Annotated in this window: 15 protein-coding genes; 1 reads left to right on the forward strand and 14 read right to left on the reverse strand. The window is 54.2% G+C overall.

What is annotated here, in order from left to right; translation table 11 throughout:
- Positions 1-61: 61 nt before the first annotated feature.
- From nuoN to lrhA, 14 genes are all read right to left on the reverse strand, one after another.
- Positions 62-1,519, reverse strand: a complete 1,458-nt coding sequence (gene nuoN, locus GPJ68_RS16970) for an NADH-quinone oxidoreductase subunit NuoN (protein WP_016153830.1) — start codon at positions 1,517-1,519, stop codon at positions 62-64.
- Positions 1,520-1,525: 6 nt separating this feature from the next.
- A complete protein-coding gene (gene nuoM, locus GPJ68_RS16975) occupies positions 1,526-3,055 on the reverse strand; it encodes an NADH-quinone oxidoreductase subunit M (protein ID WP_016153831.1) in 1,530 nt (509 codons plus the stop codon).
- A gap of 76 nt (positions 3,056-3,131) precedes the next feature.
- Complete coding sequence (gene nuoL, locus GPJ68_RS16980) at positions 3,132-4,973, reverse strand: NADH-quinone oxidoreductase subunit L (protein WP_016153832.1); 1,842 nt, start codon at positions 4,971-4,973, stop codon at positions 3,132-3,134.
- On the reverse strand, positions 4,970-5,272 hold the full coding sequence (nuoK, locus tag GPJ68_RS16985; protein WP_006683663.1) for an NADH-quinone oxidoreductase subunit NuoK: 303 nt from the start codon (positions 5,270-5,272) through the stop codon (positions 4,970-4,972). The genes nuoL and nuoK overlap by 4 nt, the downstream gene beginning before the upstream one ends.
- The gene (gene nuoJ / locus GPJ68_RS16990) at positions 5,269-5,823 is read right to left on the reverse strand and encodes an NADH-quinone oxidoreductase subunit J (RefSeq protein ID WP_016153833.1); all 555 of its coding nucleotides are present in this window, start codon (positions 5,821-5,823) and stop codon (positions 5,269-5,271) included. The genes nuoK and nuoJ overlap by 4 nt, the downstream gene beginning before the upstream one ends.
- A gap of 11 nt (positions 5,824-5,834) precedes the next feature.
- Positions 5,835-6,377, reverse strand: coding sequence for an NADH-quinone oxidoreductase subunit NuoI (gene nuoI / locus GPJ68_RS16995; protein ID WP_005129470.1), 543 nt, complete (start codon positions 6,375-6,377; stop codon positions 5,835-5,837).
- Positions 6,378-6,391: 14 nt separating this feature from the next.
- Entirely contained in the window at positions 6,392-7,369 is a 978-nt protein-coding gene (nuoH, locus tag GPJ68_RS17000) for an NADH-quinone oxidoreductase subunit NuoH (RefSeq protein ID WP_016153834.1), read from the reverse strand.
- On the reverse strand, positions 7,366-10,092 hold the full coding sequence (nuoG, locus tag GPJ68_RS17005; RefSeq protein WP_075847833.1) for an NADH-quinone oxidoreductase subunit NuoG: 2,727 nt from the start codon (positions 10,090-10,092) through the stop codon (positions 7,366-7,368). Before nuoG ends, nuoH begins: the two co-directional genes overlap by 4 nt.
- Before the next feature lie 80 nt (positions 10,093-10,172).
- Complete coding sequence (gene nuoF / locus GPJ68_RS17010) at positions 10,173-11,510, reverse strand: NADH-quinone oxidoreductase subunit NuoF (protein ID WP_016153836.1); 1,338 nt, start codon at positions 11,508-11,510, stop codon at positions 10,173-10,175.
- On the reverse strand, positions 11,507-12,007 hold the full coding sequence (gene nuoE, locus GPJ68_RS17015) for an NADH-quinone oxidoreductase subunit NuoE (protein WP_003028069.1): 501 nt from the start codon (positions 12,005-12,007) through the stop codon (positions 11,507-11,509). Before nuoE ends, nuoF begins: the two co-directional genes overlap by 4 nt.
- Positions 12,008-12,009: 2 nt before the next feature.
- On the reverse strand, positions 12,010-13,812 hold the full coding sequence (gene nuoC, locus GPJ68_RS17020; RefSeq protein WP_016153837.1) for an NADH-quinone oxidoreductase subunit C/D: 1,803 nt from the start codon (positions 13,810-13,812) through the stop codon (positions 12,010-12,012).
- 85 nt (positions 13,813-13,897) lie between these two features.
- Complete coding sequence (gene nuoB, locus GPJ68_RS17025) at positions 13,898-14,560, reverse strand: NADH-quinone oxidoreductase subunit NuoB (RefSeq protein WP_003028075.1); 663 nt, start codon at positions 14,558-14,560, stop codon at positions 13,898-13,900.
- Positions 14,561-14,575: 15 nt separating this feature from the next.
- A complete protein-coding gene (gene nuoA, locus GPJ68_RS17030; protein WP_003028077.1) occupies positions 14,576-15,019 on the reverse strand; it encodes an NADH-quinone oxidoreductase subunit NuoA in 444 nt (147 codons plus the stop codon).
- 627 nt (positions 15,020-15,646) lie between these two features.
- Entirely contained in the window at positions 15,647-16,585 is a 939-nt protein-coding gene (lrhA, locus tag GPJ68_RS17035; RefSeq protein ID WP_016153838.1) for a transcriptional regulator LrhA, read from the reverse strand.
- A 261-nt stretch (positions 16,586-16,846) separates the two neighbouring features.
- Here lrhA and GPJ68_RS17040 point away from each other — a divergent pair.
- Positions 16,847-17,544, forward strand: a protein-coding gene (locus GPJ68_RS17040; RefSeq protein ID WP_235611130.1) for an IS1-like element IS1B family transposase whose coding sequence is annotated in 2 segments (ribosomal slippage) — positions 16,847-17,096 and positions 17,096-17,544 — 699 coding nt in all. Because the reading frame shifts where the segments join, the coding sequence is not laid out codon by codon here.
- Positions 17,545-17,703: the final 159 nt, after the last annotated feature.

Below are 17,703 nucleotides of genomic sequence, written 5' to 3' on the forward strand. Positions count from 1 at the left end.
GACAGGTAAAAAAAAGAGTCTGGACATTGTCCAGACTCTTTTTCGATCACAGCATGATGAATTACATCAGCGGAGCCGCTAACTGCACGATGCTGATCAACGGTTGCGGGTAGATACCCAGCACCAGTACCAGCAGGGCAGAAATCAGCACCACAATACCGCCCGCGCTGTACTGCCAGTTGGACGGCGCATCGCGATTCAACTGCTGCGGTGCGCTCAGGTACAGGCTCACGGCAACGCGCAGGTAGTAGTACAAACCAATCGCGGAACCCACCACCACGGCGGCAACCAGCCACCACAGATTAGCCTGCACACCCACCGCCAGTACGTAGAACTTACCGATAAAGCCCAGCGTCATCGGAATACCCGCCAGAGACAGCATCATCACCGTCATCACCGCCGCGAGGATTGGACGATGCCAGAACAGACCACGGTAGGAGAACAGAGAGTCTGCATCCGGACCGCGGTACGGGCTGGACATCAGGCTGACCACACCGAACGCACCGAGGCTGCTGAACAGATAACCGGCCAGGTAAACGCCAACCGCTTCCATCGACATCTCGCCGCTCTGCAGGGCAATCAGCGCCACCAGCAGGTAACCGAGGTGAGAGATAGATGAGTAACCAAGCAGACGTTTGATGTTGGTCTGGCTCAGCGCCATCAGGTTACCGAAGATAATGGAAGCAAAGGCAATCACACCCAGCACGATCCGTACCGCTTCGCTATCACCTACCGGTGCGTACAGGAACAGACGCATCACCACGCCGAAGATAGCGATTTTGCTCGCCGTCGCCAGGAAGGTGGAAACCGGAGCCGGAGCGCCCTGGTATACGTCTGGCGTCCACAGGTGGAATGGAACCAGTGAGAGTTTAAAGCCGAGGCCAACAATCATCAGACCGAAGCCCGCCAGCAGCAGCGGTTCTTGCAGCATACCGTCGCCGAGGCTCTTACCGAGCGCGACAAACGACAGGTTGCCAGACTGCGCGTATACCAGCGCCATACCAAACAGCAGGAAGGAAGACGCTGCGGCAGACAGAATGGTGTATTTGATACTGGCTTCCAGCGAACGTTTCTGACGGAACGCATAGCCAACCAGACCAAACAGCGGCAGAGAGATAAGCTCAATACCAAGGAACAGCGCCGCCAGATGGTTAGCGTTAGCCAGCAGAATACCGCCGAGCGCGGCAATCAGCACCAGCAGATAGAACTCTTCCCGGTTGTCGTCGTAGCCTTCCAGCCACGGGTAAGCGAAGGTACAGGTGGCAAGACTCGCCAGCAGCACCAGCCCGGTGTAGAGCATGGCGAAACCGTCAACCCGCATCAGCGGGGTGACGTCCATAGCGCCCGCCTGGCCAACAAACCAGAGCGAAACCAGTGCGGCGTTAAGCCCAATGACCGACAGCGTGGCATTGAGGAAGTGATTGCGTCGCCACGCAATGGAGAGCATCACAACCACCACCGTCAAGCCGACGATCAGCAGCGGTAGCAGCGCAATCAGGTGTTGTGGAGTTATTGTCATGGCGATTTACGGCCTTGTAGTAGTAACGGAATTAACAAACCACTGCTGGATGTTGCTCATCGCAGAATGCGAGGTATCCAGAATCGGCTGCGGATAGAAGCCAAGCAGTACCAGAAGCACGACCAGCAACAGGATGATAAACAGCTCACGCAGCGACATCCCTGGCAGTTCAACACTGGCAATCTGGCTCTTCGCCTTACCAAAGTAAGCGCGATGCAGCATCGCCAGCGAGTAAACAGAAGCAAACACCAGACCAAATGTCGAGATCACGGTAATAACCGGAACCACCTGGTAGCTGCCGAACAGAATCATAAATTCGCCAACGAAGTTACCTGTACCCGGCATACCCAGCGTACACACTGCAAAGAACATTGACAGCGCAGGCAACCATTTCATTTTGCCCCACAGGCCGCCCATCATACGCATATCACGCGTGTGCAGACGTTCGTACAGCTGACCACACAGGATGAACAGACCGGCTGCGGACAGGCCGTGCGCGATCATCTGAATCACCGCACCCTGGTATGCCAGCTGGCTGCCGGTGTAGATAGCAATCAGTACGAAGCCCATGTGGGATACGGAGGTGTAAGCAATCAGACGTTTGATGTCGTACTGATTAAAGGCCATCCACGCGCCGTAGAAGATGCCGATGACGCCAAGCCACATTGCGATAGGCGCAAACTCCGCTGACGCATTCGGGAACAGCGGCAGGGAGAAGCGCAGCAGACCGTAGGCTGCTGTTTTCAGCAAGATACCTGCCAGGTCAACGGAACCTGCGGTCGGTGCCTGGGAGTGAGCATCCGGCAACCAGCCGTGCAGCGGAACCACCGGCATTTTCACCGCGAAAGCGATGAAGAAGCCCAGCATCAGCAGGTATTCCACGCCGTGGGACATCGGAGTATTCAGCAATTCTTCATAGTTGAAAGTCCACACGCCGGTCGCTTTGTAGTGCACAAACACCAGCGCCAGGATGGCAATCAACATCACCAGACCACTCGCCTGGGTATAAATGAAGAACTTGGTTGCTGCCGTGATACGCGTTTTACCGTCAGAGGCTTTATGCCCCCATAGCGCGATCAGGAAGTACATCGGCACCAGCATCATTTCCCAGAAGAAGAAGAACAGGAACATGTCGATGGCAAGGAACACGCCGATTACGCCGCCTAAGATCCACATCAGGTTCAGGTGGAAAAAGCCCTGGTATTTTTCGATTTCATTCCAGGAGCAAAGTACCGCCAGAACACCGAGCAGGCCGGTCAGCACCACCATCAGCAGCGACAGACCGTCGATAGCAAGATGAATCGAGATGCCAAAGCGTGGGATCCACGGCAGGACAAACTCAGACTGCCACTGCGGAATGCCAGTGGATTGCGTCAGTGAATAGCCGCCCTGCAACCAAAGTTGCAGGCCAAGCGCCAGCGTCAGTCCCATGGTAATCAGCGCGATCCAACGCGGCACCTTCACGCCAAAGCGTTCGGTCTGCCAGCACAGGAAGCCACCGATAAAGGGAATCAATATTAGCCAGGGTAGTAACATGGCGATTTTTATTCCTTTTTAAGGCCCCTAATAGAGGCCTGATTTTCAACGAATTTGGATAAAATTCACTTTACGATCAACGCAGTACCATCAACAGAGCCAGCACAACGACGGCACCGATGCTCATTGATGCTACATACCAACGCAGATAGCCGTTCTCGCTTAACAACAGGCCTTTACCTGCAAAGCGGGAAAGGATCGCCGGAATGTTCATCATTGCGTTCAGCGGATCGCGTTTCAGCAGCCATGCAACGCCCAGGAACGGCTTGACGAACACTTTGTCGTACAGCCAGTCGAAGCCCCAGGCGTTATACCACCAGGTACCCAGCAGACGGCCTGGCGCACTGTTGGCAATCGACGTCACCAGAGTACGTTTACCCAGCCACAGCCATGCAGCGATCAGAATGCCTGCAATCGCGACGATACCGGAGGTAATTTCCAGGGTCATCACGCGACCATGCTCAAGCTCGGTCGTCGCAGGTAGTACACCCTGCAGCGGTGGCACAATCAGTGCGCCAACGAAGGTGGACAGGATCATCAGCACAATCAGCGGCAGATGATGTGTAATCCCCTTCCCTGCGTGAGCGTGAATTTGCTCTTTACCGTGGAACACGATGAAAATCATACGGAAGGTGTACAGAGAGGTCATGAACGCACCGACCAGACCTGCAACCATCAGATTAATATGACCGTTCGCCATCGCACCGGCCAGAATCTCATCCTTACTGAAGAAGCCTGCGGTAATCAGCGGCAGAGCCGACAGCGCCGCGCCACCGATCAGGAAGCAGAGATACACCAGCGGAATAGACTTACGCAGGCCGCCCATCTTGAAGATGTTCTGTTCGTGGTGACAGGCCAGGATAACCGAGCCGGATGCCAGGAACAGCAGCGCTTTAAAGAAGGCGTGCGTCATCAGGTGGAAAATCGCCGCGTCCCACGCCTGAACCCCGAGAGCCAGGAACATATAACCAATCTGGCTCATGGTGGAGTATGCGAGAACGCGTTTGATGTCGGTCTGTACCAGCGCGGCGAAACCAGCCAGTACGAGAGTGATAGCCCCGATAATCCCCACCAGATGCAGGATTTCCGGCGTCATCAGGAACAGGCCGTGAGTACGTGCAATCAGGTAGACACCGGCGGTAACCATCGTCGCGGCGTGGATCAGCGCGGAGACAGGCGTCGGACCTGCCATCGCGTCAGCAAGCCATGTCTGCAACGGCAGCTGCGCGGATTTACCCACCGCACCACCCAGCAGCATCAGGGTTGCCCACATCAGCATGTTGTTACCATCTGCAAAGTGAGCAGGCGCCAGTTCCACCATTTCGCGGAAGTTCAGCGTGCCCAGCTCGTTGTAGAGGATAAACAATGCGAAGGCGAGGAACACGTCACCCACACGGGTCACGACGAAGGCTTTCATTGCCGCAGCGCCATTCTTCGGATCGGTGTAATAGAAACCGATCAGCAGATAGGAGCACAGGCCCACGCCTTCCCAGCCGAGGTACATCAGCAGCAGGTTATCCGCCAGTACCAGAACCACCATGCTGGCGATAAACAGGTTGGTGTAGGCGAAGAAACGGGAGTATCCCTCTTCACCGCGCATATACCAGGAGGCGAACATGTGGATCAGGAAACCCACACCGGTCACCACACTGAGCATGGTCAGCGACAGGCCGTCCAGCACCAGGTTAAAACCGATATTGAAGTCACCGACAGACATCCACGTCCACAGCGGCTGGCTGTAGGCCTGTTGACCATTAGCAAAGAAGTCAACGCCAACAAACGCGGTCACCAGCGCCGCCAGGCCAATCGACCCGACGCCCACGGTCGCGGACAGATTTTCTGACCAACGACCGCGAGAGAACGCCAGTAATACAAAGCCAATAAATGGCAGAATAATGGTTAAGGCAAGCATGTTCATCCACGCATCTCACTTACTGAATCGATGTTCAGGTTCTGGCGACGGCGATGAAGTTGCAGCAACAGCGCAAGTCCAATGCTCGCTTCCGCAGCCGCAAGGCTGATGGCGAGAATATACATCACCTGACCATCGGTCTGGCCCCAGTAGCTTCCGGCGACCACGAAGGCCAGCGCGGAGGCGTTAATCATGATTTCCAGCCCGATCAGCATAAACAGCAGATTGCGGCGGATAACCAGACCGGTTAAGCCCAGTACGAATAAGACAGCCGCGAGGATCAGTCCATGTTGTAAGGGGATCATGCGTGCTCCTCCGTTTTTCTTTTCGCGCGGTCATCGGTGCGATTGCTCAGCACTTCACCAGAACGCTCTTCGCGCCCTACGTGGAAGGCTACAACCAGACCTGCCAGCAGCAGCATCGAAGCCAGCTCGACCGCCAGTACATACGGTCCGAACAGGGAAATACCGACAGCTTTCGCGCTAATTGGCGTCCCGTCGATGCCCTGATCGTTAACACCCAGAATGGCATAAACAATAACCGCCAGCATGATGGCCGACAGAATCGCCGGTCCAATCCACACCTGCGGTTTCAGCCACTGGCGTTCCTGTTCAATTTCAGAACCACCGAGGTTGAGCATCATGACCACAAACACGAACAACACCATGATGGCGCCCGCGTAGACGATTATTTCCAGCGCCCCCGCGAAGTAAGCACCTAACGAGAAGAACACCCCGGAAATCGCCAGCAGCGAAATAATCAGGTACAGCAGTGCGTGTACCGGATTGGTATGGGTGATCACCCGCAAGGTTGCGAGAATGGCTATCAGGCCACAGATATAAAAAGCGAACTCCATTGCCCCTCTCCTTACGGTAACAGGCTCTTGACGTCGATAGGCTTGGCTTCGTTCTCTGCTTCGCCCTTATCTTTGCCGTCGATTGCCATACCTGCCATCCGGTAGAAGTTATATTCCGGGTATTTACCCGGACCGGAGATCAGCAGATCCTCTTTCTCGTAAACCAGGTCCTGGCGCTTGTACTCACCCAGCTCGAAATCTGGAGTCAGCTGAATAGCCGTTGTCGGACAGGCTTCTTCGCACAGGCCGCAGAAAATGCAGCGTGAGAAGTTAATGCGGAAAAACTCCGGATACCAGCGGCCATCTTTGGTCTCTGCTTTTTGCAAAGAGATACAGCCTACCGGACACGCTACTGCACACAGGTTACAGGCAACGCAGCGCTCTTCGCCGTCCGGGTCACGGGTCAGAACGATACGACCACGAAAACGGGGCGGTAGATAGACTGGCTCTTCCGGATACATCTGCGTTTCGCGTTTCGCGAACGCATGCAGGCCGATCATCCAGATACTGCGTACCTGGGTGCCGAAACCTACTAACAATTCTTTTAAGGTCATGGTCTTTGTGTCCCTTATTGCGCCTGCCAGAGAATGACAGCCGCCGTTACCAGCAAGTTGACGAGCGTCAGCGGCAGACAGACTTTCCAGCCGAAGGACATTACCTGGTCATAACGAGGACGCGGTAACGACGCACGAATCAAAATGAACATCATCATGAAGAACGCGGTTTTCAGCGCGAACCAGACGAATGGCGGTAAGAACGGACCATGCCAGCCACCGAAGAACAGGGTAACCATCAGTGCAGAAATGGTGACGATGCCGATGTACTCACCCACGAAGAACAGACCGAATTTCATACCGGAGTATTCAATGTGGTAACCGTCGGCCAGTTCCTGCTCGGCTTCTGGCTGGTCAAACGGGTGACGGTGACACACCGCCACGCCCGCGATGGCAAAGGTGACAAAACCAAAGAACTGCGGAATAACGTTCCAGATATCAGCCTGGTTGTTGACGATGTCGGTCATGTTAAATGAACCGGCCTGCGCCACCACGCCCATCAGGGAAAGTCCGAGGAATACTTCGTAGCTCAGCGTCTGCGCAGACGCACGCATCGCACCGAGCAGCGAGTATTTGTTGTTACTGGACCAGCCTGCGAACAGCACTGCGTATACCGCGAGGCCTGCCATCATCAGGAAGAACAGGATCCCGATGTTCAGGTCAGCAACCACCCAGTTCGGGCTCACCGGCACGATGGCGAAAGCCAGCAGCAGCGAGGTGAAGGCGATCATCGGTGCCAGGGTAAAGATGACGCGATCCGAGAATTTCGGGATCCAGTCTTCTTTAAAGAACATCTTGATCATGTCCGCAACCAGCTGGAGCGAACCGCCCCAGCCAACACGGTTCGGTCCGTAACGGTTCTGGAACAGACCGAGCAGACGACGTTCGCCAAAGCTCATGAATGCCCCGCAGGTGACCACCACCAGCAGAATCACGACCGCTTTGAGAACGCTCAGCAGGATCTCAATCAGATCGGGTGTAATCCAACTCATTGTTGTGCCTCCTGCAGATCCTCAAGACGTGCACCAGCCAGAACCGGCGCGATGCCAGGCATACCCATTGGCAAACCAACCTGCCCTGCCGTTAATCCTTCAGCGATTTCAACCGGCAGCGTAACCGTGTTGCCATCGTAGCTGAAAGAAACGCGCGTACCGGCATTAACACCCAACTTCGCGGCATCAGCCGGGTTGAGTTTGATGTACGGCTGCGGCATACGGGTCTGGAAGACAGGCGCACGCTGGGACATTTCGTCACTACCAAACAGATGATAGTAAGGCGCGACACGCCACTGACCATCCTGAGCCTGGAAGCTCGCCGGAACGGTTGTGAAGTAATCCAGACCACCCGCCGAAGCTTCGATCAGACGCACGCCCGGATCGCCATGACGCAGTTTACCGCCCACTTCATCCTGGAACTTGTTCCACGCCTGTGGGGAGTTCCAGCCCGGAGCCCAGGCAAACGGAATTTGTGAACGCGGCGCAGACGGTTGGTTGTTCCCTTCCATAGAGAAAGCGAACATGGTGTCTTTGTCCTGCGGCTGACGCGGTTCGTGAACGCTGATGTTGGCGCGCATTGCGGTACGACCACTGTAGCGGTGCGGTTCACGTGCCAGTTTCTGTCCACGGATACGGAAGCTTGCATCCGGCGCGGCATCTTTAATACCCGCCAACTGCGGTAACTTCTCAATGACCGCGTCGATAACATGGTCGAGCTGCGTCCAGTCCACTTCACGGCTCTGCACGGTACTGTGCAGCGAGTGCAGCCAGCGCCAGCTTTCCAGCATTACGGTGTTGCTGTCGTAGTAGGATGGGTCATAGACCTGGAAGAAACGCTGGGCGCGACCTTCGTTGTTAATTACCGTACCATCGCTTTCGGCGAAGCTAGCGGCGGAAAGCACCAGATGGGCGTTTTCCATAATAGCCGTGCGCTGATGGTCAACAACCAGTACCAGCGGCGCTTTCGCCAGCGCGGCGTTCACACGCGTTGCTGAAGCATGGCGATGCAGGTCATTTTCCAACACCACAACGGCGTCAGCACGACCTGTTTCCAGTTCGGTCAGCGCGTCGTCGAGGGAACCACCGCCAATCATACCCAGCCCCATGCTGTTGACAGAGCGAGCAATCATGGTGATCCCGACGTCTGCGCCACGGCCTTTCAGCGCCTTCGCCACGTTGGCAGCAGCCTGAATCACGTCGGCGCTACCGGCGTTGGTACCGGAAATAATCAGTGGTTTCTTCGCCCCGGCCAGAGCCTGAACGATGACGTCAATTTTGTTCTGCAGGTCACGGTCGATACCGTCAACCGCCGGTGCGTTGTTATCCAGCGCGTGGGCGATCGCGAAACCTAAACGCGCCTGATCTTCAACCGGCGCACGGTAGGTCCATGCCGCGATATCATCCAGACGGGTGTTATCGACGTTGGTAACGAACAGCGGGTGCTTGGCGCGCTGGCCGATGTTGAGGATTGCCGCAATCTGCCAGTCGGCCACTTTCTGCGCCGCCGCCATTTCACGCGCTTTACCTTTCACCGCCTGACGCACTGCCAGCGCAACGCGCGCGCCGGTTTGGGTGACATCTTCGCCCAGGACCAGAACCGCATCGTATGACTCGATTTCGCGCAGTGCCGGGGTATGAATACCGCCGTCACGCAGCACGCTCAGAGCCAGTTGCAGACGTTCCTGCTCGCCCTGGGCAATACCGGTATAGAAGTTATCCGCACCGACCAGTTCACGCAGCGCGAAGTTACTTTCAACGCTGGCACGCGGGGAGCCGATACCAATCACTTTCTTCGACTGACGCAGAATATCTGCCGCGCCCTGCATCGCCTGTTCGGCATTCAGCGTGATCAGGTCATCGCCACGACGCTGTACCGGCTGGCGTGGACGGTCTTTCAGGTTCACGTAACCATAGCCAAAACGACCACGGTCGCAGAGGAAGTAGTGGTTAACGGTACCGTTGTAGCGGTTTTCGATACGACGCAGTTCACCGTAGCGCTCGCCCGGGCTGATGTTACAGCCGATAGAACACTGCTGGCAGATGCTCGGCGCAAACTGCATGTCCCATTTACGGTTATAACGCTCGGAGTGCGTTTTATCGGTGAAGACGCCGGTCGGGCAAATTTCCACCAGGTTACCGGAGAATTCGCTTTCGAGCGTACCGTCTTCCGGACGACCAAAGTAGACGTTGTCATGCGCGCCATAGACGCCCAGATCCGCGCCATCGGCGTAATCTTTGTAGTAACGTACGCAGCGATAGCAGGCGATGCAGCGGTTCATTTCGTGAGAGATGAACGGCCCCAGGTCCTGGTTGCGGTGAGTACGCTTCGTGAAGCGGTAGCGACGGAAGCTATGACCGGTCATGACGGTCATATCCTGAAGGTGGCAGTTACCGCCCTCTTCACAGACCGGACAGTCGTGCGGGTGGTTAGTCATCAACCACTCCACTACGCTTTCGCGAAACTGCTTCGCTTCTTCGTCATCAATTGAAATAAAGGTGCCTTCGGTGGCCGGTGTCATACAAGACATCACCAGGCGACCACGCGTGTCTTCCGCGTTTTGATATTGCTTCACCGCACACTGGCGGCAAGCACCGACGCTTCCCAGCGCCGGGTGCCAGCAAAAGTACGGAATATCAAGGCCGAGAGACAGACAAGCTTCCAGCAGGTTGTCCGCTCCGTTGACCTCATATTCTTTGCCGTCTACATGAATCGTAGCCATAGTCAGCATGCTTCCAGTTGGCTCGGTCTAAAACCGAGCGTTAATCGAATTTCTGATCGCGATTCAGGGTTACCCTGCTATTACCAGCGCTCTTTCAGCAGGTTCGGCTGAATACCACCAATCTGATGGGTATTGCTGAAGGACTGCTTGATGCCAGCTTCGAATTCTTCGCGGAAATATTTAATGGCGCTCTGCAGCGGCTCCACCGCACCCGGTGCGTGTGCACAGAAGGTTTTACCCGGGCCGAGGAAACGACACAGTTGCTCAAGCGTCTCGATATCCCCAGGCTGGCCTTCGCCACGCTCCAGCGCGCGCAGAATTTTCACACTCCACGGCAGACCGTCACGGCACGGCGTACACCAGCCGCAGGACTCGCGGGCAAAGAACTCTTCGAGGTTACGCACCAGAGGAACCATGCCAATCTCGTGATCGACGGCCATTGCCAGCGCGGTGCCCAAACGGCTACCGGCTTTACCAATGCTTTCGAATTCCATCGGCAGATCGAGGTGCGCTTCAGTCAGGAAGTCAGTACCCGCGCCGCCCGGCTGCCAGGCTTTGAACTTCAGGCCATCGCGCATGCCGCCCGCGTAATCTTCGAGGATCTCGCGCGCGGTAGTACCGAAAGGCAGTTCCCACAGGCCAGGGTTCTTCACGCGACCGGAGAAGCCCATCAGCTTGGTGCCCGCGTCTTTGCTCTGCGAAATGTTCTGGTACCACTCCACGCCGTTCGCGAGGATAGCCGGTACGTTACACAGGGTTTCGACGTTGTTAACGCAGGTCGGCTTACCCCAAGCGCCAGAGCTTGCCGGGAACGGCGGCTTGGAACGTGGGTTAGCACGACGACCTTCAAGGGAGTTAATCAGCGCCGTCTCTTCACCGCAGATATAGCGCCCTGCCCCGGTGTGGACAAACAGTTCGAAGTCGAAACCGGTGCCCATGATGTTTTTGCCAAGCAAGCCGGCTTCGGTTGCTTCGGCAATCGCGCGACGCAGATGCACAGCCGCTTCGATATATTCACCACGCAGGAAGATGTAACCACGGTACGCTTTCAGCGCAAACGCGGAGATCAGCATGCCTTCCACCAGCAGGTGCGGCAGCTGTTCCATCAGCAGACGGTCTTTATAGGTACCCGGCTCCATTTCATCGGCGTTACACAGCAGGTAACGGATGTTCATGGATTCGTCTTTCGGCATCAGGCTCCACTTCAGACCGGTGGAAAAGCCCGCACCGCCGCGCCCTTTCAGGCCAGCGTCTTTTACCTGATTAACGATTTCGTCCGGTGACAGCCCGGTCAGGGCCTTACGTGCACCTTCGTAGCCGTTCTTGCTACGGTATTCGTCCAGCCAGACCGGCTGTTTGTCATCACGCAGACGCCAGGTCAGCGGATGCGTTTCGGGAGTACGGATAATGTCTTTCATTTATACCGCTCCAGCAGTTCGGGAATGCCTTCCGGGGTCAGGTGAGCATGAGTATCCTCATCGATCATCATGTTCGGCCCTTTATCGCAGTTCCCCAGGCAACAGGTCGGGAGCAGCGTAAAACGACCGTCAAAGGTCGTCTGCCCCGGCTTGATGTTGAGTTTTTTCTCAAGCGCAGCCTGGATCCCCTGATAGCCGTTGATATGGCACACCACGCTGTCGCAATAGCGGATCACGTGGCGACCTACCGGCTGGCGGAAGATCTGGCTATAGAACGTGGCAACACCTTCTACGTCGCTTGCCGGGATCCCCAGCACATCAGCGATCGCATAGATCGCCCCATCCGGCACCCAGCCACGCTGTTTCTGAACGATTTTCAGCGCTTCAATGGACGCCGCACGCGGGTCTTCGTAGTGGTGCTTCTCGTGCTCAATCGCTTCACGCTCAGCCGCACTCAGCTCAAAAGCCTCGGTTTGTGGTTGTTGATTCTCGTGCATAATTAGCGGTCCACATCTGACATAACAAAATCGATACTACCCAGGTGGACGATAAGGTCGGACACCAGGCTGCCACGTACCGCTACCGGGATCTGCTGCAGGTGCGCATAGCTCGGGGTACGGATACGGGTACGGTAACTCATGGTGCTGCCATCGCTGGTCAGGTAGTAACTGTTAATACCCTTGGTCGCTTCCACCATCTGGAAGGACTCGTTTGCCGGCATAACCGGTCCCCACGAAACCTGCAGGAAGTGGGTGATCAGGGTTTCGATATGTTGCAACGTGCGCTCTTTCGGCGGCGGCGTAGTCAGCGGGTGATCCGCTTTGAACGGGCCTTCCGGCATGTTGTTGAGGCACTGCTCAAGGATGCGCAGACTCTGGCGCAGCTCTTCAACTTTCAGCATCACGCGGGTATAGCAGTCGGACACGCCGCCGCCAACCGGGACTTCAAAGTCAAAGTTTTCGTAGCCAGAGTATGGACGCGCTTTACGCACGTCAAAATCAATACCGGTCGCACGCAGCGCAGCACCGGTACAACCCCAGTCCAGCGCTTCTTTCTTACCATAAGCGGCAACGCCCTGCGAACGGCCTTTCAGGATGGTGTTACGCAGTGCGGCTTTCTCGTAGGAATCCAGACGTTTTGGCATCCAGTCGAGGAAGTCACGCAGCAGTTTGTCCCAACCGCGCGGCAGATCGTGTGCCACACCGCCGATACGGAACCAGGCCGGGTGCATACGGAAACCGGTGATCGCTTCCACTACGTCATAGATTTTCTGACGGTCGGTAAAGGCGAAGAAGACCGGGGTCATCGCGCCGACGTCCTGGATGAACGTGGAGATGTACAGCAGGTGGCTGTTGATACGGAACAGTTCAGACAACATAACGCGAATCACGTTGACGCGATCCGGCGTGGTGATGCCAGCCAGTTTCTCAACGGCCAGTACGTAAGGCATTTCGTTAACGCAGCCGCCGAGGTACTCGATACGGTCGGTGTACGGAATGTAGCTATGCCAGGACTGACGTTCACCCATCTTTTCAGCGCCACGGTGGTGGTAGCCGATGTCAGGCACGCAGTCGACGATTTCTTCGCCATCAAGCTGCAGCACAATACGGAACGCACCGTGAGAAGACGGGTGGTTAGGACCGAGGTTGAGGAACATGAAGTCCTCGTTTTCGGAACTACGCTTCATACCCCATTCTTCTGGTTTGAAGGTCAGTGATTCCATTTCCAGATCCTGTTTGGCTTTGGTCAGCTCAAACGGATCGAATTCGGTCGCACGCGCCGGGTAGTCTTTACGCAGCGGATGACCTTCCCAGGTATGCGGCATCAGCAGACGCGTCAGGTGCGGGTGACCTTCGATGTCGATGCCAAACATTTCCCAGGTTTCACGCTCATACCAGTTGGCGTTCGGGAACAGTTTGGTGAACGTTGGTACACGCAGGTCGTTTTCAGACAATGCCACCTTGAGCATGATATCGCGATTGCGTTCAATGGAGATCAGGTGATAGAAAACGGAAAAATCCGCGGCAGGTAACCCTTCGCGGTGCGTACGCAGACGTTCGTCCATGCCGTGTAAGTCAAACAGCATGACGTAAGGTTTCGGCAGTCTCTTTAAGAAATCGCCAACTTCCAGTAATTGTTCACGCTTGACCCAAACAACAGGTACCCCGGTGCGAGTCGCCTGAACGGTAAAGGCATCCGGCCCAAAACGGTTGCGCAGTTCGCCAATGACCGGGTCATCAAGGTGATCCCGTGTTTGCCATACAGCGTCTTGCGCGGTTAAGTCGGTCATATTGTTCACCATTGCAAATGGTCCGTGGTGGTCGGCAGTGCTTCGCGCTATTTATGTAGTGATAAGCGAAGGAAGTGCTGCTGCCGACAGGCGCAAATTAAATCTCGTCTGGTGTACGAAGATTCGTTACAGCAATACGTTCGCCGCGTTTACGCTCGCGTTCTGACTGCATATTGGCGCGATAAACGCCCTGATCGCCAACCACCCAGGAGAGCGGACGGCGTTCTTTGCCAATGGAATCTTGCAGCAGCATCAGAGCCTGCATATACGCTTCCGGACGCGGCGGGCATCCCGGGATGTACACATCGACCGGAATAAATTTATCAACGCCCTGCACCACAGAATAGATGTCGTACATACCGCCGGAGTTGGCGCATGCGCCCATGGAAATAACCCATTTCGGTTCCAGCATCTGATCGTAGAGGCGCTGAATAACCGGCGCCATTTTGGTAAAGCAGGTTCCGGCTACGACCATCAGGTCAGCCTGACGCGGCGATGCACGCAGTACTTCCGCACCAAAACGGGCCACATCGTGCACGGCGGTAAACGAGGTCACCATCTCAACGTAGCAGCAGGAAAGGCCAAAGTTATATGGCCAAATTGAGTTTTTACGGCCCCAGTTAACCATGTCATGCAGCTTGCCCATGAACACGTTTTTGTTAACTTCTTGCTCCAGGGGGTCGGTTACGATCTCCTGTTTTTGCAGGGGGTAACGGTCGTTCTCACCGTTAGGATCTATGCGGGTGAGCGTATAATCCATCTTAATGCCTCGCGGTTAGCGTTGACGATTAGCGATACTGTTCGTTTCAGGGTTCATACGCTCGCGGCGTGAACGCGCGGGCGTCCAGTCCAGCGCGCCAATACGCACCAGATAAACCAGACCTGCCAGTAACACAAAAATAAAAATTGCAGCTTCCACAAAGCCAATCCAGCCGCTTTCACGGATAGAAGTTGACCATGCGAACAGATACAGCGCTTCAACGTCGAAGATAACGAAGAACATGGCTACCAGATAAAACTTGGCAGACAGGCGCAAGCGGGCGGTGCCGACCGAGTCGATACCTGATTCAAACGGCACGTTTTTAGATCTCGCGCGCGCGCGACCACCTAAAAACCAGCCGCCGACGAGCATCAGGCAGCACAGGCCAATGGCAACAATAAGAAAGATAGCGAATGCCCAGTGATGAGCGATGATTTCAGTGGATGTTGACATACTCATTGCTTACTCATCAAAAGTAGCGCCAAATTCTCTGCTCTTTTCGGCAGATGAACGCCACATCGATTCATGGGGAGGAATAAAAAAAACCTTACAATCACTGTGAAAAACCATTTTATACAGCTAATTGATGGGGTTTTTTACTCCTTTCTATAACCTTTTGTCAACTTTAACAAAAGTTTCCTCACATTATTTTACACCGCTCCAACTTCATTAACATAAAGTGCTATTTAGACCAATTTCGATCGCATCATCGGTCATTTTTAATGTTGTTGAATCGTGTCCGTAGTGAAGTAAAAAAGATAATACTCACCTATTTTGACAGGAATTCACCCAGATGCCTCCCCCTAAATGGGAGTATTTTCTTGATCTGTGACACGCTTTTGTTAATTCACCATAAAAAACAGCAACAATTTCTCTAGTTTTTTAACATGGAAACAATTAGTAACGCTGCTGCTTATTTTTCAACCAGATGTCAGGCCGTTTTTTTACCTTCTGATTTTGTTAAGTTTTAGTATAGCAAATGACATAAAGCGGCAATATTTGCATAAAAAAAGAGCCACTGGATGTTTTTTCATCACCAGTGGCTCTTTTTTACACTAACATTTTAAAACGATTTTTTGTGACGGATTACTCAAAGTCGCCTTCAACAATCAGCGAGTCATCTCCCCCTTCCGGGGTAAACTGATTGTATTGCCAAGGATTTTGATACGTTTGCATCGACTTAAAGATAACTTCTGCCAACTCATTTTGCGTGGACGGATCGCAGCACAACAAATACTCAGTATCAGGCAATGGCGGTAATCCGTCGGCGGCGCCCAGTACGCGTAAATCCGGACTCATCATTTCAACAGGCCGCGCAGTGACGCCGAGCCCTGCTTTTACCGCCGCGCGAACCGCAGGTAATGTTGAAGCAACATAAGCCAGACGCCACGGGATCTGAGCAGCATTTAATGTCGCCAGCACGATATCGCGAAACGGGCTCGGATCGTCCAGCAGAACCAACGGTACCGGCTCACCTTTTTGCAGAATATATTCGGCAGCACAGTACCAATGCGTTGGCGAGGTACGCAGATTCAGACATTCAAAATCGCCAGGACGGTTGGTAGTCACAACCAAGTCCACTTCTTGCGACTTCAGCATATCCACCATGTAGGCGTTACGCTTGACCCTCACATCCAGCGCAAGCTTCGGATAAACCGAACTTATTCGGTTGAGCAGGAAAGGCAGTATGGTATCGGCTGATTCATCAGAAGCACCGATAGTTAACACTCCCTGAAGATTATTAAACATTAATGATGAGCATGCCTCATCATTAAAGCGCAGTATTTTTCTGGCGTAACCCAACAGTTGTATACCATGTTCGGTCAGTAGTTTGTTGCGTCCATGGCGCGCGAACAACTCTTTCCCCACGAGTTGCTCAAGACGCTGCATTTGCTGACTCACCGCAGACTGAGTTCGACATACCGCAGCTGCCGCAGCCGCAAAGGTATTCAGGTCGGCAACAGCAACGAAGGTTCTCAGCAGATCGAGGTCGAGGTTAATTATCGGACGATTTGCATTTATCATAGTTTTTCACTTACTCGCGGGTCATACCGGGTTAATGCTGTGCATTTGGAATCAAACAACTCCATTTGTAATGTGCCTCCCTCGCAGTTTCGCTTAGTGTAACCAAGTGAAAATAAGGATGTATTTGGTTTAACAAACGAAACAATTCTCTTTCCTGGCTATTTTAATTCCCGTGATATTCATCGGAATATAGCAACGAGAAAGAGGGTGATGCTGCCAACTTACTGATTTAGTGTATGATGGTGTTTTTGAGGTGCTCCAGTGGCTTCTGTTTCTATCAGCTGTCCCTCCTGTTCAGCTACTGACGGGGTGGTGCGTAACGGCAAAAGCACTGCCGGACATCAGCGCTATCTCTGCTCTCACTGCCGTAAAACATGGCAACTGCAGTTCACTTACACCGCTTCTCAACCCGGTACGCACCAGAAAATCATTGATATGGCCATGAATGGCGTTGGATGCCGGGCAACCGCCCGCATTATGGGCGTTGGCCTCAACACGATTTTCCGCCATTTAAAAAACTCAGGCCGCAGTCGGTAACCTCGCGCATACAGCCGGGCAGTGACGTCATCGTCTGCGCGGAAATGGACGAACAGTGGGGATACGTCGGGGATAAATCGCGCCAGCGCTGGCTGTTTTACGCGTATGACAGGCTCCGGAAGACGGTTGTTGCGCACGTATTCGGTGAACGCACTATGGCGACGCTGGGGCGTCTTATGAGCCTGCTGTCACCCTTTGACGTGGTGATATGGATGACGGATGGCTGGCCGCTGTATGAATCCCGCCTGAAGGGAAAGCTGCACGTAATCAGCAAGCGATATACGCAGCGAATTGAGCGGCATAACCTGAATCTGAGGCAGCACCTGGCACGGCTGGGACGGAAGTCGCTGTCGTTCTCAAAATCGGTGGAGCTGCATGACAAAGTCATCGGGCATTATCTGAACATAAAACACTATCAATAAGTTGGAGTCATTACCAGGCTACCAGGTGTTATGTCAGAGCAGCGGTTTTGCTATTATTGGCCCATCCAATTTAATGTCGTTTAAATATTAAATAATAATTAATTAAGAATTCTTCAATTCATTAATTCTGCTTAACAATGAATTCACACCGTATCACGT

The organism is Citrobacter sp. 172116965 (assembly GCF_013458095.1).
GTDB lineage: Bacteria > Pseudomonadota > Gammaproteobacteria > Enterobacterales > Enterobacteriaceae > Citrobacter > Citrobacter braakii.